This window comes from Klebsiella sp. PCX (assembly GCF_021869705.1).
GTDB classification, from domain to species: Bacteria; Pseudomonadota; Gammaproteobacteria; order Enterobacterales; family Enterobacteriaceae; genus Klebsiella; species Klebsiella quasipneumoniae.
Genome location: NZ_CP091527.1, coordinates 2,892,817 through 2,907,084, shown reverse-complemented (window position 1 = coordinate 2,907,084; position 14,268 = coordinate 2,892,817). Strand labels below are relative to the sequence as shown.

Annotated in this window: 14 protein-coding genes; 5 read left to right on the top strand and 9 right to left on the bottom strand. The window is 57.7% G+C overall.

Features of this window, described 5'->3' with window-relative positions; all coding sequences use genetic code 11:
- Window positions 1–43: 43 nt before the first annotated feature.
- Window positions 44–184 (bottom strand): hypothetical protein, encoded by a 141-nt coding sequence (locus GQR96_RS13850; protein WP_002908189.1) that lies wholly within the window; start codon window positions 182–184, stop codon window positions 44–46.
- Between the two features lie 289 nt (window positions 185–473).
- Between GQR96_RS13850 and GQR96_RS13845 the strand changes: the two genes are divergently transcribed.
- Entirely contained in the window at window positions 474–1,382 is a 909-nt protein-coding gene (locus GQR96_RS13845) for a DUF535 family protein (protein ID WP_065904449.1), read from the top strand.
- Between the two features lie 60 nt (window positions 1,383–1,442).
- Here the strand turns inward: GQR96_RS13845 and GQR96_RS13840 are convergent, their stop codons facing one another.
- Window positions 1,443–2,660, bottom strand: a complete 1,218-nt coding sequence (locus tag GQR96_RS13840; RefSeq protein WP_004202979.1) for an MFS transporter — start codon at window positions 2,658–2,660, stop codon at window positions 1,443–1,445.
- Between the two features lie 236 nt (window positions 2,661–2,896).
- Window positions 2,897–3,358, bottom strand: coding sequence for a winged helix-turn-helix transcriptional regulator (locus GQR96_RS13835; protein WP_048324517.1), 462 nt, complete (start codon window positions 3,356–3,358; stop codon window positions 2,897–2,899).
- A 60-nt stretch (window positions 3,359–3,418) separates the two neighbouring features.
- Between GQR96_RS13835 and GQR96_RS13830 the strand changes: the two genes are divergently transcribed.
- The 4 genes from GQR96_RS13830 to chrA all read left to right on the top strand — a co-directional run bounded on the left by GQR96_RS13830 (window position 3,419) and on the right by chrA (window position 7,473).
- Window positions 3,419–3,655 carry a tautomerase family protein gene (locus tag GQR96_RS13830; protein WP_049003323.1) on the top strand — a complete coding sequence of 79 codons (237 nt, stop codon included), beginning with the start codon at window positions 3,419–3,421 and terminating at the stop codon, window positions 3,653–3,655.
- 199 nt (window positions 3,656–3,854) lie between these two features.
- Entirely contained in the window at window positions 3,855–5,048 is a 1,194-nt protein-coding gene (locus GQR96_RS13825) for an MFS transporter (protein WP_004202975.1), read from the top strand.
- A 129-nt stretch (window positions 5,049–5,177) separates the two neighbouring features.
- On the top strand, window positions 5,178–6,137 hold the full coding sequence (locus GQR96_RS13820; protein WP_077268242.1) for a chromate resistance protein ChrB domain-containing protein: 960 nt from the start codon (window positions 5,178–5,180) through the stop codon (window positions 6,135–6,137).
- A complete protein-coding gene (gene chrA / locus GQR96_RS13815; protein ID WP_017899566.1) occupies window positions 6,106–7,473 on the top strand; it encodes a chromate efflux transporter in 1,368 nt (455 codons plus the stop codon). Before GQR96_RS13820 ends, chrA begins: the two co-directional genes overlap by 32 nt.
- A gap of 136 nt (window positions 7,474–7,609) precedes the next feature.
- Here chrA and GQR96_RS13810 read toward each other — a convergent pair whose 3' ends face one another.
- The 6 genes from GQR96_RS13810 to GQR96_RS13785 all read right to left on the bottom strand — a co-directional run bounded on the left by GQR96_RS13810 (window position 7,610) and on the right by GQR96_RS13785 (window position 14,267).
- Window positions 7,610–8,092, bottom strand: coding sequence for a C40 family peptidase (locus GQR96_RS13810; RefSeq protein WP_065904445.1), 483 nt, complete (start codon window positions 8,090–8,092; stop codon window positions 7,610–7,612).
- 52 nt (window positions 8,093–8,144) lie between these two features.
- Window positions 8,145–9,080 carry a peptidoglycan-binding domain-containing protein gene (locus GQR96_RS13805; protein WP_060655959.1) on the bottom strand — a complete coding sequence of 312 codons (936 nt, stop codon included), beginning with the start codon at window positions 9,078–9,080 and terminating at the stop codon, window positions 8,145–8,147.
- A gap of 10 nt (window positions 9,081–9,090) precedes the next feature.
- The gene (locus GQR96_RS13800) at window positions 9,091–9,780 is read right to left on the bottom strand and encodes a hypothetical protein (RefSeq protein WP_065904443.1); all 690 of its coding nucleotides are present in this window, start codon (window positions 9,778–9,780) and stop codon (window positions 9,091–9,093) included.
- Complete coding sequence (locus GQR96_RS13795) at window positions 9,777–11,330, bottom strand: hypothetical protein (protein WP_065904441.1); 1,554 nt, start codon at window positions 11,328–11,330, stop codon at window positions 9,777–9,779. The genes GQR96_RS13800 and GQR96_RS13795 overlap by 4 nt, the downstream gene beginning before the upstream one ends.
- A 673-nt stretch (window positions 11,331–12,003) precedes the next feature.
- Window positions 12,004–13,425: an FAD-binding oxidoreductase gene (locus GQR96_RS13790; protein ID WP_065904439.1), complete on the bottom strand. Its 1,422-nt coding sequence runs from the start codon at window positions 13,423–13,425 to the stop codon at window positions 12,004–12,006.
- Window positions 13,426–13,451: 26 nt separating this feature from the next.
- Window positions 13,452–14,267 carry an ABC transporter permease gene (locus GQR96_RS13785; protein WP_049093736.1) on the bottom strand — a complete coding sequence of 272 codons (816 nt, stop codon included), beginning with the start codon at window positions 14,265–14,267 and terminating at the stop codon, window positions 13,452–13,454.
- Between the last annotated feature and the right edge of the window lies 1 nt (window position 14,268).

The window sequence follows — 14,268 nt, the reverse complement described above, 5'->3', positions numbered from 1 at the left end:
GGGGCGTGGGGAAAAAAAACCGGCCCGCAGGCCGGTTTGATAATCAGATTTTGCAGGCGTCGCCGCAATCGTCATCGGCAACGATCGCCTGGGCTTTTTTGTCCGCTTCTTCCAGACGCTCCGCGTTGCGCTCTTCCGCTTCATCCAGGCCGCTGAAGACCAGGTTGTCGAGATCAATTTCCATAAGTTACCTATCGTTGCTGGTTTTGAATCAGCGTCAAGTATAGGGCATAACCGCCTGCGGAGGTAACCGCTCTTCGCGCCGAACGCACAGAGCGTTAAGTCCGCCGGCAGCAGATAAAACCCACCATAAATAACCGTTGACAGGATGGCGTTAGCTTTAAATATCTCCACCAGAATAATTTCCTGCCTAAATATTAAATGAAAGGACAACGAAGGTGTAATTAAGCATTGACGAATGGCTTTTATGTTAATATGGCCGCGATTATGGATGAATCTATGGATCTTAATCAATGGAACATACTGTTACAGGCGCCATCAAAGAATGGCGTAAACATAATAAAGTGATCGGTCAGGTCAAAATAAGCTATAAAAAATTCTTACGAAAATGCAGAGAGCTCTCGCTCGCAGGAGGTAAATACAGAGAATATCAAGGACTTTGCGCCAAATATCAGTGCGCACGATTGACCGCCGTGACCCAGGGACTGGTGCCTTTCGAGGATAAACCCTTTAAGGCCTATCTTAATAAACGGATGTCAAAACGGCGCAAGCTGGATATTGCCCACGGTTCGCTGAATTTTATCGAGAAAACGTTTCAGCCCGATGTGCTGCCGCAGCTCTATAACGTGGCGGATTTTGGCCGGACGATGTTTGCTATTCCTTTGAAAAATGGCGAAAAGCTTGACGTTAAGCTGCTGGCATCGCCGTTTCAGGAGGAGGGTGAGCTGATGCTGCAGCTGTTTCTCGGCGACCGGCGCGTTTATAGCGTCTGTTTTTCCTGTACCGACGATAGCCGCGCTTATATCGGCGGAATACAGGGCGGGAAAGATATCACCAATGATGAGGTGAAGGTGCTGACCAAAGAGCTGCATGGCGCGCGGCCGAAAAATATCATCATGAGCGTGCTGTATGGTTTCCTGCGTTATTTCGGCATCACTACGGTCTACGCGATCGATTCCGATTACCACGTGAAAAGCGATCTGGTGAAAGCCAGTTATTCATCGCTGTGGCTGGAAATGGGCGGAGAGAAACAGGCTCGCGGCTGGTATAAACTGCCGGCGCAGGAGATCAAAAAAAGTCTTGAAGAGGTAAAAAGTAAACACCGCAGCCAGTTTATTAAGCGCGAAGGTGTCAAAGAGCTGATTCAGCTCGAAATGGCGAACGCTCTGCGGCAAATAACCTTGAATCCGCAGATGAATTAACGCCTTTCCCACGTCAGGCAGGCAGCAGGGGGCTGTTGTCCGCCTGACGATATCCTTTCTTTACTGGCCGCTCTCGCCGATCGGCGGCGACACCGAGTTGGTGAGCAGCGGGGCGCTGCGCCACCACACTATCAGCGCGACCAGCGCGATAACGCTCAGCACGCCGAAGGCGGTAGCAAAAGAGTAGCGCCCGGCGATAGCGCCGGTTAACGCCGGACTCATCGCCGCCCCGGCGCCCTGCATTAGCATCACCACGCTCTGTCCGGCGTTAACGTGCCCGCTGCCGCGCAGCAGCGAGACGATAAAGCTGGGCACCGCCACCCCCAAAATCCCTGCCGCCAGACCATCAAGAATTTGCACCGGGACCATCATCGCCGGGGCGTCGCTGGCGGCCGCCAGCGCCGCGCGGATGGGCATGATCAGCAGCGCCAGCAGAATGCATCGCCAGTAACCATATTTGTCGATGCTGCCGGCGACCCGGATGGCCACCGGGATCATTACCACCTGCGAAATAATCACCGTGGCGGCGGCAAACAGCCCCGGATTGAGGTGTCCCGGCGCGGCGGCGATCCGCATGCTGAGCATCGGCAACAGCGCGGCGTTGGCGAGATGGAACAGCATCAGGGTCACGCCGGCGATCAGCAGCGGCGTATGGCGGAACAGGATGGCAAACCCAGGCACAGCGGGCGTGACGGCCGACTCGAGGCCGCGGGCGGCGTCATCGTCAATATCGCTGCTGCGGATTGCCAGCAGGGCGATCAGGGTAAACAGGGTGGTACAGGCCATCAGGATGAAAATGCCGCCGATGCCCCAGTACCAGGCGATGGCCCCGGCAATCAGCGCAGTGAAGAAATTCCCCGCATGGTTGAAGGCTTCGTTTTTTCCCATCTGAGCGCTAAAGCCGCGCTGTCGGGTCAGCCCAAGGGTGATCCCGGCGATTAACGGTCCGACAAAGGCCGCGCAGATCCCGCTGGCAACCTGTGAAAGGGCCACCACGCTGGTCTTCTGACTGAACCAGAGCAGGAGGGTGGTCAGGGTGATCGCCAGGCAGACCCCGGCCAACAGCACGCGCTTATGCCGCGAGGTGTCGGTGATGAAGCCGGCGGGCAGGGTCGCCAGCAGGCCGGCCACGCCGCCGACGGTCATCAACAGGCCGATGTCCTCCGCCTGCCAGTGACGCTGGGTGAGAAAGATCCCCAGAAACGGGCCGAGGCCGTCGCGAACGTCGGCGATAAAGAAGCTGGTCAAACATAAAGCCCGCAGTGAACGAAGCGACATTTTCTTCCTTTAGCATGAACGATCCGCGGATCAGCGGCGGACCAGGGCGGTCATGGCGTGCGCCACGAATAATAGCCGGGATCGGATCCGGCAGAGAGCCTCATTCTTTATCGCACCGTTCGATGAAACCAAAATGTCACCCAGTCGTCGGGTAACGTGGCAATGCAACATACCTGCTCGTCGCGGCTTCCGCCAGAGGCCTACGAAAGTTCTGTATCAGGGCAACCGCGCCGCTCTCAGCGTTCGTCTGCCTTAACGATCTGCAGCGCGGCGGGATTCGCCACGCTGCCGCTGGCGGTGACGAACCCGGGATGGACGGCCTCGCCGCTGGCGCTGTCCACCAGCGCAATATGCGGCGTGCTGTGCAGCACCTGCTGGTGGCCCCATTCCATCAGGGCGAACAGCACCAGCGCCAGGCTACGGCTTTTTTCGGTGAGAACATATTCATAGCGCTCGCGAGCCCCCGCTTCCCGATAGGGGACTTTGCGAAGCAAGCCCATTTCGGTCATGGTTTTCAACCGGATGGTGAGCGTCTGGCGGGTAATATGGGTATGCGCCTGCATCGTTTCAAAGCGCGTCACGCCGTAAAACGCCTCGCGGAGGATCAGCAGCACCCAGCGGTCGCCCAGTATTTTGGCTCCTTCCGCCAGGCCGCACAGCTCAGGATCGAGGTAGGGCAATGATTTATTTTTTGACATCGTGAGATTGGCCTTCTACTCTGAGTTTGAAATTTTGACTTAGATGCTAAGGAGCATAGCGTGCCATTTGTTAACGTGCAAACCATTAAAGGGATCATGACCGCGGAACAGAAAAGTGAGCTGCTGCGGCGGATGACCGATCTGCTGGTGGAGATTGAGGGGCAGGGCGATCCGCAGTTCCGCCAGTCGGTGTGGATCCGCATTGATGAACATGACCCGGAGCAGTGGAGCCTGGGGGGCGTCCAGCCGACGGAAGCGATGATTGCGGCTAAATTCGCCGCGGCGCGGCGCGACTGATCCCGTGAAAAAAAGCGGGCTGCGAAGCCCGGCCCGGCTATCTGGCGCAGAAGCGGCGTCAGGTCGCCGGGTGATATTGCTATTCACTATGGTGCAAAAGCGTATTTTGCAGCTAAGGTAACGGTCAGGGAACCCAACAAACAGGGCGCGATGCCAGACGACCCGCCTGGCGCCACTCTCAAACTGGTGAAAACAACGGATGTCTAGCGAACAGATGCTGCCGCTGGCGGCGCAGAACAACAATATCATCCGCCTGGCCGTCGCTCAGGCGCTGGCCGGCGCCAACTCGGTGGTGTTCTACGCCACCGGCGCTATCGTCGGCAATACTATCGCCCCCAGCCCGTCGCTGGCCACGCTGCCTATCACGCTGTTTGTGCTGGGGATGGCGGCCTCGATTCTGCCTTTCGGCGCGCTGGCGCGTAAGCGGGGCCGCAAAGCCGCGTTTATGGCCGGTACCGGCGCCGGGGTGGTTACCGGTCTGGCGGCCGCTCTGGCGGTGGTGCTGGGCTCTTTTCTGCTGTTTTGTTTCGCCGCGATGCTTGGCGGCGCCTATGCCGCGGTGGCGCTCAGTTTTCGCTTTGCCGCCACCGACGGCGTCGCTCCGGAACGTCGCGCCCGCGCGCTGTCGCTGGTGATGGGCGGCGGCGTGGCCGCCGGGATCATTGGCCCGATGCTGGTCACCGGCACCATGCACCTCTGGCCGACTCATACCTTCGCCTTCACCTTCCTCGCTCAGGCGCTGGTGGCGGCGCTCGCCGCCATTCTGCTGGCAGGCGTGACGCCAGCAGAGCCCGCGGCGGCCAGCGTTCGCGGAGGGCGGCCGCTGCGCGAGATTGTCCGCCAGCCGGGCTTTGCCACCACGGTGTTCAGCGGCGCGGTGGCTTATATGGTAATGAATTTTCTGATGACCGCCGCGCCGCTCTCCATGCATATGCACGGCCTTTCCCAGCAGGCCGCCAACCTCGGGATCCAGTGGCATGTGATGGCGATGTACGGTCCGGGATTTGTCACCGGCCGGCTGATCCAGCGCTTCGGCGCAGCGCGCATGGCGGCGGCGGGATTGCTGATCACCGGCGCCTCGGTGGCGGTCGGTCTCAGCGGCGTCGGGGTGTATCATTACTGGCTGTCGCTGATTTTGCTCGGCATCGGCTGGAACTTTGGCTTCACCGGCGCCTCGGCGAAAATCATCGATTTCCACCGCCCGGAAGAGAAGACCCAGGTTCAGTCGCTCAACGATTTTCTGGTCTTCGGCGTGATGATCGTGGGTTCGTTTTCGTCCGGCGTTCTGCTCAACGCCTTCGGCTGGAACGCGGTGCTGTGGGGATCCCTGGCGCCGGTGGGGCTGGCGCTGTTCACCCTGCTGCTGCGCCCGTTATCGCCGCCCCGCGCTTAGCGCCTGGCCTGCCGCTGCGCGGGCCCTCGTTTTGTGCTTTTTAGCTATGCATTGCTGAAATTCATCTTAACCTGCGCGCGAATGAACGTCACACACGCTACATGCTGTAGTAATCTCTACATCATGACAATGCATCTCTTGATCCTTAACCTGACGACGTCTCAAGCCACGTTGCGCATGCGTGTCTGGCGAACCCTGAAGCAGAGCGGGGCGGCGGTCCTGCGCGACGGGGTCTATCTGCTGCCCGACATGCGTCAGGGCTATGACATTTTCCTCAGCACCTGCCAGGCGATCCGCGCGGAGGGCGGGGCCGGGTATGTGTTTACGATTGAGTCGGCGGAAGAGGAGGCGCTCAGGCCGCTATTCGATCGTCGCGAACAGTATGATGTGCTGTTGCAGGATCTGCTGGCGCTGCAGGAGACGTTATCCGCCGACGGACTGGCGGCTCAGCTCAAACAGCTGCGTAAAATTCAGCGTGACTACCAGCGGATCGCGGCTATCGATTTTTTCCCGGGGGCCGCCCGGGAGCAGGCCGCTGAGCGACTGGCCACCCTCGAGCAGGCGATTAATCAGCGGCTATCGCCGGACGAGCCGCAGGCGGTTGCGGGTGAACTGAGCCTGCTGGATAGAAAGGCCTTTCGCGGCCGTTTGTGGGCCACCCGCCGACGCCCGTGGGTCGATCGTCTGGCCAGCGCCTGGCTAATTCAGCGCTTTATCGACCCTGAGGCGCGATTCCTGTGGCTTGCCGCGCCTGAGGACTGTCCGGCGACGGCGGTTGGTTTTGATTATGACGGGGCGCCGTTCAGCCACGTTGGCACGCGGGTGACCTTCGAAGTTCTGGTCCGGCGCTTTGCTCTGGAGGCCGCTATCCCCGACGCTCTGGGCCGGCTGATCCACTTCCTGGACGTCGGTGGGGTATCCACCCCGGAGGCGGCGGGGGTAGAAAGCATTCTTGCAGGGCTGCGGGAAACCATTACGGACGATGACCAACTGCTGGCGGCAGCCTGCTCGCTGTTCGACGGCTTACTGAAGTCCTGTGAAATGAGGTCTGGTAATCATGAGCAAAACGGTGGTTCTTCCGCAGACTGACAGCCCTTCCGTCGTCGCTTCCGTATCCTTCTGGCAGGCATTTCGCTTCTGGCTGAAGCTCGGCTTCATCAGCTTCGGCGGACCAGCCGGGCAGATCGCCATGATGCACCAGGAGCTGGTGGATAACCGACGCTGGATCTCGGAAGGGCGATTCCTGCACGCGCTCAACTTTTGTATGGTCCTGCCGGGCCCGGAGGCCCAGCAGCTGGCGACCTATATCGGCTGGCTGATGCATAAAACCTGGGGAGGCATCATCGCCGGGGTGCTGTTTATTTTGCCCTCGCTGGTGTTGCTCATCGCGCTGGCGTGGATCTACCTCGTCTGGGGAGATGTCGCGGTGGTGGCGGGGATTTTTTATGGCATCAAACCCGCCGTGGCGGCGATCGTGCTGCAGGCGGCGCACCGCATCGGCTCGCGGGCGCTGAAAAATGGCGCCTACTGGGCCATTGCCGCCGCAGCCTTTGTCGCTATTTTTGCGCTGAACGTACCTTTTCCGCTGATCGTCCTGACCGCGGCGATCGTCGGGTTTATCGGCGGACGGGTGGCGCCGGCGACCTTCGGCAAAGCCGACGCCCATCGCGCGCAGAGTCAGCCTGGCGGGGCCGCCATTATTGATGACGCGACGCCGATCCCAGCCCACGCCCTGTTCAGCTGGCGGCGCACTGCCCGGGTGCTGATCGCCGGGATACTGCTGTGGCTGGTGCCGATGGCCACCCTGGCGCTAATGCTGGGCTGGGCGCACCCGCTGACCCAGATGAGCTGGTTCTTTACCAAAGCCGCGTTGATGACTTTCGGCGGGGCGTATGCCGTCTTGCCTTACGTTTACCAGGGGGCGGTGACACACTATGGCTGGCTGAGCGCAGGGCAGATGATGGACGGCCTCGCACTGGGGGAATCCACCCCCGGACCGTTGATCATGGTGGTGACCTTTGTCGGGTTTGTCGGCGGCTACACCAAAGCGGTGTTGGGCGTTGATGATGTGCTGCTGGGGGGCATCGCGGCGGCGTGCCTGGTGACATGGTTTACCTTTTTACCCTCGTTTATCTTTATTCTCGCCGGCGGGCCGTTTATTGAAACCACGCATAATAAAGTGGGATTTACCGCGCCGTTGACCGCCATTACCGCCGCGGTGGTGGGCGTTATCCTGAATCTGGCGCTGTTTTTTATCTGGCATAGCGTCTGGGGGCCATCCGGTTTCGACCCATGGTCTGCGGCCATTGCTCTCGCCGCCGCCGGGCTGCTGTTTCGCTATAAGTGGAAGCTGACCTGGGTACTGGCCGCCGCCGCCGCGGTAGGGCTTATCGTCCATATGGCGGGACTGTCCGGCGCAGGGTGAGGTCGGCGTTGGGCTGAAAAGGCGGGAGGCAGGGACGGTATGGGGAAAGGGGCCGATGCCTGGTGAAACAGTCGTCGGCCGGAAGGTGTGGTAATAGCAATGTCTCTATTTCTCAAAGCATCTATAAGACTTCGCGTTACCAAAAGCGAGCTGCGTAATTAAAATGCTTCATCTGATGTTCATCAACATATGAGCTAGTTTCATCGGTGACTACAGGATTTGTGGAGACGGTGTTACCTGAGATATATAACGGGATGCCTGCCTTATTTTTACCTGTGTAAATCCCGGCGTGATCTCCTGGCTTTTTGCCGTTAGACTGGGCGGGATAATCTACTCTTAAAACAATATCGCCAACGGCAATGTCGGAAATATTTATTATTTTTCCGTGCGCTAATGACTCCTGATAGAATTTCGCTACGCTGGCGGTTTTAGGCAGGCCGGGAATACCAGCCTGACAGCTACACCAGTAGATAAAAGCCATACACCATGGCGAGCCGGAGGGGCTACCCACGTAGTCGAGATAGGTATTTACCATCGGGCCAGAGTTGCTGTTAAGTGGTTCCTCTTTAACATTAAGCTGACTTCTTGCTGCGTCTATTAAGTCGTAACCATTAGGCATAGTTTTGTCCTCGTCATTTTGGGTTGGGTAATAGTGAACATATACAAAGCTGCTAGGCGCTTTTCTTCATCCAGTCGTACATGATGAGTACGTGGTCTGCATAGATTTGTGCGCGTTCCCCCTTGCCGTTATAGAGGCGGATAGTCTCGCGTAAATCTCCGTCGGCGGAATGGTGCTTTAACGTTAATTCATTCAACACCCGCGTCAGGCAACTTGGGAAATCTCGCCATTGCTTGTTCAGGAAAAAACTGGGATCTGTCAAGATGTGTTGCAAGTCGTACTGGAATATTCCATAACCTTTATAGACCCAGTCCTTCGGCTCCATCTTTCTGAGGGTTCGGGTACGGTTGGCCTCGTCGATAAACTCTGTGGTTATCTGATCTCCATACTTGTCACGAAAGTCGGCGGTAGTGGATGGAAATGCGATTCGGCTGGTGCCTGGGGCATCACCGCTGGCATCAAAAACACAGCGGGCAAGAATTTCGTTGGCACTCATCTGATTTATCCAGTTGAGCCATATCGGGGCGGTTTCCTTGGCGGCGATGGCGCAAATCAGCAAAGCATCAAAAGGGGTGCCCGCAACGGCTTTCTCTATCCCGGAACCAAAGTTTTGCATTAACCAGTCACGGCACTGGAGGGCCTGTTCACGACTGAGAGGCGGTTTTGAAGCCGTTGAGCGTATCAACGAGGAGACGTCCGGAGGTGACCACTGAGCCGGTGCTATCCCGGCTTTCGGCTCAGGAAACGCCGCAAGTGTCTTCCCGAATAACGCATCATGGGTCAACCTGCCCACGACGCCATCGACAATTAAATCGTGTACGCTACGCTGGAAGGCTTCCACTGAAAGCCGAGTGGCATTGCCAAAAATACCGTCTGAAGTTCCACAAGGGGGTTGCACTCCGAGAGTGGTCAGCGCCTTTTGTACAGCACGTACATCTTCACCCCGCATCAGCGGAAAACAATAAAACAGGTCACGTGGTTCGCTCATGGTATCTACCTCATACACAGGTGGAGGGAAGACCTGGGCCACCGATGGCAGCGGCATTGACGGTCTGATGGAGACGTATTGCTATCTCGCCTGTGGCTGGCGGTTGCCCGTTCAGTCCTCCCAGGGCGCGTATTCGAGCATCACGGGCGGCCTGACAGCGATCGGCCTGCGGCAGGTCGGTACGCTGAGCCAGGCTGAGGAAGGCATTACTGGCGGTAAGCGCGCGGGATTGATTCGGCGGTAACAGGTCCAGTTTTGCCACGGCTTCACGTGTCATTGCCACTGCCTCAGCGGGTTGCTTAAAGGGGGCTGAGCAGGTCAAAGCAAGGGCCTGATTCTCCAACAGATGTGTCTCATCTTCACTGCCCCTGGCGGCGGCAGAAGACGCAAGCGCATAATCGTGCACCGCATTGTCGATATTGGCCCGTGCTGATGGGGTTGGCATGGGGCAGTGAGCCCCCGGCTGAGACTCATTCATCGCGAGTTTGAGATAGGCATGGCCCCGAATAGCGTAGAACTGCCGACAGACTTCACGACTTTGAGAGGGATCGTTGCAGGAAGCCACTGGCGTTTCCGCAATGATCGCTTCGTACTGCCGGGTGCTTTGCAACTGTTTCATGTGGGCCAGTTGCATGGTGGCGCAGGCAGTCAGCAGGCATAGCAAGCTGGCCAGTCTGAGAAAACGTTGCATGCGCTTCATAACTTGAGATCCGCAATCGCCTGGACAAAGTCGACGTTCTCACGGCGGGCAGCATCGACAAGCATGATCAGCAGGTCGAAAGCAGCCCTGCTGTCTGCAGGATTGGCTTCCACCCTTGAAACACCAGAGACCTGATTAATAAGCTGATTGATGTCCGAAGCACTCAAATTGTTCAAGGCTGTGCTGGCTGCCCCCAATGCTTGAGACGCGGGTGATGTCAGGCTTGCGCGCACTTTGCTGGCGATCTCTTCCGTAATGTCACCCTTGCCATAGAGAGCGAGGAGAGATTGCTGCAGTGCGGTAACGATAGATGTGGCTTCCTCGATGTCATGGACGATGTCAGCAGCGACGTATCCGTTGGGCCCATAGGCCTCATTGAGCACAGACACAGGATCGTCAGCTGCCAGCACATTTGCCAGGACGCTGTCGACCTCTGCCGCTGGCCGTGAGGCAAAAAAGGAGGTGGCTGCAGGTGCGTTCTCCAGGGCGGCACGGGTCAGGGGGAGTGTAAGCGTCCCGCTTTCAACCAGCCCTTGGGCCAGCGGGGCTGCCAGTACGCGAGCGCGCCAGCGCTTGAACTGATCGGAACCCAGTTTAGCGCCGACACCCAGCAGCATCACGATCCCGGCGATGGGGCCTAATGCCGGCATGGCCGGTGCCACTAAGGGTGCCGCTTTGCTTAAAAGGACACTCAATGGTGAAGTGGCGCCGGTCAGGATATTGACGACTTGATTGAGTTCGTCAAGTTGATCGGAGGTGACATCTTTCTTACTGAGATTACGCAAGGCATTAATAATGCTCTCTGCGCGGGTAATAGTATTGTTCAGGTCTCCGGGTAGAACATCTCCCAGTCCGGTAGGCAATGAGTTAGTCTGTGGGAGCATTGCCAGTAATGCCTTCGCTAAGGCCAACTGCCGTTGCGTTTTGTCGAGCAAAGAATCGACATCCGCCGTACTTTGTATTTTTTCGGCAAGCTGCATTTTCTCGTTGGCATTATTCTGCGCTTTCTCCGCTTGCCTGGTTTGCTCTTGCGCCGCTTGCTGTGCACTGGCGACGCTGTTGTTCGTATTAGTCGTCGAAGCTGCCGCCCGGGTGCCAAAGTAATACCCAAAAACACCGGTAATAATGCCATTGAGATACCCGGCAATCTCCGGGCTGGTACCCAATTGAGAGCTGAACAGCAACAGAGGCAGGCCCACAACGGCCACGATCAGCGCTAAAACGGCCCGAACGGTGCCTTCAGGCAGCCCCATGGGCAGGTCTTTGAGTTGCGCTACCTTATCGATATTTTCCCCGGCGCAACCCACCAGTCTAAAATAGCGAGAAGAGAGCCACCAAAGAAAAGACACCATTCCTGTGCCGACTAAGAAAACGATGATGGCAATAAAGGCCTTGAGCCCACTGCCTGTCTCTTTCGAGGGCCAGGAAATGGGGGGTAAATCGAGATATGTAAAAAGCTTGGCAACGGCAAATATAGATAGACCCACCATCGCAATTTGCAGTGGAAGTTTACAAATCCGTGCCCAGTTTATTTCTGATTGGTTAGCCATAGTCACCTCATCGATGTGGGGCCGTTATTGGCAGGACGTCATAATGAGGCATCCTGAATTACCATAAAAAATGATTTTGATTTTCAATGCTACAGGCTTTAGTTATCATTTTCCTCCGTGAGTACAAATCAAATTAACTGATGATCGATAGACTAATACTTATTGTCGCGAGACCAATATGAGGAAAAAAGAACCGCAATAGCTACTGGTTTCAGTTTTCTCTAACCGCTAGATATAAACACTATTAATGACGGCAAGTTTTATGTCTTGCAAAAGACAGAATCTATTTGGATGCGTCATGGCTGCGTGGTAATTTAAAAATTGCCCATGCTTCTTTGTTATTTATTAATCATGATGAAAGAGGATGCCTCCCACCAGTAAAATGGCGGAAGAGTAATGCATATAGAATAACGACTGCGCTGCGTGTGATTTTCTTCATCATATTCACCAGTAATTTTTAGTGAGTCCGATAAAATAGTGGTCAGAACAAGCATATCTATCCGCGAAATTAACCCACGAGAATAAATTCATCGTCGCTTTTTTGATGAGTATAACGGAGGAAACAGAGACACCACTCATTCATATGAATGAGTGACGTAAAAAAACTCGCCGTGCGGGCAGGGGAAGAGAGACGGGCCCGCTCCGCGTTAGCCCGCACGCGGAGCGGGGGCGATCAGGTCGCGGGGCTTTCGCGGGTGGCCCGCGCCAGCGGGTTGCTGTCCAGCTCCAGCTGGTCGCGCAGCGCCCAGCCGCGCAGCTTGCCGGGGTTAAGCAATCCTGCCGGGTCGAGAGATTGTTTAACCGCCACCACGTCAGGGCGGATAACCCCCTGTTTGCCGTCCTCAACCTGCAGTACGTGGGGATTGTTAATTTTGACGTCGTTATCGCGAAATATCTGCATGATCGCGTTGAGACGTTCGGGCGTGGTATAGCGCACCAGCTGCAGACCGCTGGCAGTGAGGTTGCCTTCGATATCGCGCAGAAATTCAATATGGGAGATCACCTCCCCGGCGAAATGCTGCTCCATCTGTAAAATTTGCTGCGGATAGCGCAGCGGATCAAACGCCGTCTGTAGATAGGTCAGCGTATTGTCCACCTTGAGCGCATGCAGGGTGGTGTGGTTCCAGCAGTATTCCATTAACGAGGCGTTTTGCGTCCGGGCCTCGTCGCTGGCCTGACGGATGGCGTTGTTCCCGCGATGGCGCGGTAACAGGCTGGCGCAGAGTCCTTCGCTCTCCACGGCGATCAGGCTGATAACCGCATGCTGGCCGGCGCGGTAACGATCGTTCAGGTGGCTAAAATAATCGGCGATCGGCGTGGCCAGCAGCGCCACCTGGCGCTTCACCAGTCCCGGGGAGCGGACGCAGGCGTTGGCATAGTTCAGCGCATCGGCGAAATCGTCAAACACGTCCAGGCGTTCTATCCACTGGTGCGCGGGAGCCAGCGCCAGCTCAACCTCGAGAATGATGCCGTTGGTGCCGTAGGCGTGATGCAGCAGCAGCGCTTCGGGAGCCGGGACGGTCAGTACGCGAGGGACCGGCTCGACGGTCATCACTTTGACGCTGAGCACATTGCCGGGCGCCGCCAGCGGCCCATAGTTGATGGAGCCGATGCCGCCGAACCCGCCGCCGTAGAGGCCGCCCAGGCTCGCCAGGCGATAGGTCGACGGCATACAGCGCAGCTCCCAGCCCGTCGGGCGGGCGGCGGTTTCGATGTCCGCCAGGCGAATGCCGGCCTGGGCCCTCACCGTGCCGTTGCCGAGGGCGACGATCTGGTTGAGCCCGGTCATATCCACCAGCATCCCGCCTTCGAGGGGGACCAGTTGGCCGTAGTTGCCGGTGGCGCTTCCGCGCAGGGTCAGCGGCAGCTGGTGCTGCGCGCAGGAGGCGACCAGTTGCCGCAGCTCCTCTTCATCGCGCGGGCGAACCACCGCGTCCGCCTGTTTTCCCGCCAGCTGCTCGGTGAGTACCGGACTGAACCAGTGAAAATCGCGGGAAAGCCGTTTGAGTTTCGCCGGCTGCAGGGTCCACTCCAGCGCCGGGAGTGCCTGCTGGATCGCCGCTATCGCTTGTTGACGCTGTTCATCAGTCATCATTCTTTTTCCTGTTCGTCAGCAGAACATTAATGAGATTGCACGGCTTCGCTTTCATGCCAGGCGCTGAGCGCCCGACGCGAGACCCAGGACATCACGCCGAACAGCGCAATCCCGGCGAGAGAGATCAGCAGCAGCGCGGCAAACATCAGCGGGATATCCAGCTGATAGCCGGCCTGCAGGATCTGATAGGCCAGCCCGGTACTGGTCCCGCCAGTGCCGGCGACAAACTCCGCTACCACCGCGCCAATCAGCGACAGCCCGCTGGAAATACGCAGCGCGCCGAAGAAATAGGGCAGCGCCGAGGGGATACGCAGTCGCACCAGCGTTTGCCAGCGGCTGGCGTGATTGAGGCGGAAATAGCTCAGCAGGCCGGGAGAGACGCTGCGCAGTCCCTGGGTGGTATTGGAGATGATGGGGAAGACCGCCATCAGGGTGGCGCACACCACCAGCGAGAGGGTGGCGTCCTTCACCCAGATGATAATCAGCGGGGCGATGGCAACGATCGGCGTCACCTGCAAAAACACGATGTAGGGAAACAGGGCGGTTTCCACAAACCGGTTCTGCACCAGGATAAACGCCACGGCGGCGCCGATGACAATCGACAGCAGAAACGAGATCAGGGTGATCTTAAGGGTGAACAGCAGCGCCAGCAGCAGCGGCGTGAGATGCGTCCACAGGCTGTCCAGCATCACCAGCGGCGACGGCACCAGAAAGGCCGGGATGCGGAAATAGCTTACCGCGCCCTGCCACAGGAGCACCACCGCCACCGCGACGAGGGTCGGATAGAGAATTTTGAGAAAACGCGGATGCTGGATCCACGGCGTTGCGGTTGTGGTTTTCATA

What these genes read in the sequence shown, in the direction of transcription:
- GQR96_RS13820 (WP_077268242.1), top strand. Translation starts at nt 5,178, where the DNA reads ATGCATCTCTTGATCCTTAACCTGACGACGTCTCAAGCCACGTTGCGC.
- GQR96_RS13795 (WP_065904441.1), bottom strand. Translation starts at nt 11,330, where the DNA reads ATGGCTAACCAATCAGAAATAAACTGGGCACGGATTTGTAAACTTCCA.
- GQR96_RS13785 (WP_049093736.1), bottom strand. Translation starts at nt 14,267, where the DNA reads ATGAAAACCACAACCGCAACGCCGTGGATCCAGCATCCGCGTTTTCTC.
- GQR96_RS13840 (WP_004202979.1), bottom strand. Translation starts at nt 2,660, where the DNA reads ATGTCGCTTCGTTCACTGCGGGCTTTATGTTTGACCAGCTTCTTTATC.
- GQR96_RS13805 (WP_060655959.1), bottom strand. Translation starts at nt 9,080, where the DNA reads ATGAGCGAACCACGTGACCTGTTTTATTGTTTTCCGCTGATGCGGGGT.
- GQR96_RS13835 (WP_048324517.1), bottom strand. Translation starts at nt 3,358, where the DNA reads ATGTCAAAAAATAAATCATTGCCCTACCTCGATCCTGAGCTGTGCGGC.
- GQR96_RS13845 (WP_065904449.1), top strand. Translation starts at nt 474, where the DNA reads ATGGAACATACTGTTACAGGCGCCATCAAAGAATGGCGTAAACATAAT.
- GQR96_RS13800 (WP_065904443.1), bottom strand. Translation starts at nt 9,780, where the DNA reads ATGAAGCGCATGCAACGTTTTCTCAGACTGGCCAGCTTGCTATGCCTG.
- GQR96_RS13790 (WP_065904439.1), bottom strand. Translation starts at nt 13,425, where the DNA reads ATGATGACTGATGAACAGCGTCAACAAGCGATAGCGGCGATCCAGCAG.
- GQR96_RS13850 (WP_002908189.1), bottom strand. Translation starts at nt 184, where the DNA reads ATGGAAATTGATCTCGACAACCTGGTCTTCAGCGGCCTGGATGAAGCG.
- GQR96_RS13810 (WP_065904445.1), bottom strand. Translation starts at nt 8,092, where the DNA reads ATGCCTAATGGTTACGACTTAATAGACGCAGCAAGAAGTCAGCTTAAT.
- GQR96_RS13825 (WP_004202975.1), top strand. Translation starts at nt 3,855, where the DNA reads ATGTCTAGCGAACAGATGCTGCCGCTGGCGGCGCAGAACAACAATATC.
- chrA (WP_017899566.1), top strand. Translation starts at nt 6,106, where the DNA reads ATGAGCAAAACGGTGGTTCTTCCGCAGACTGACAGCCCTTCCGTCGTC.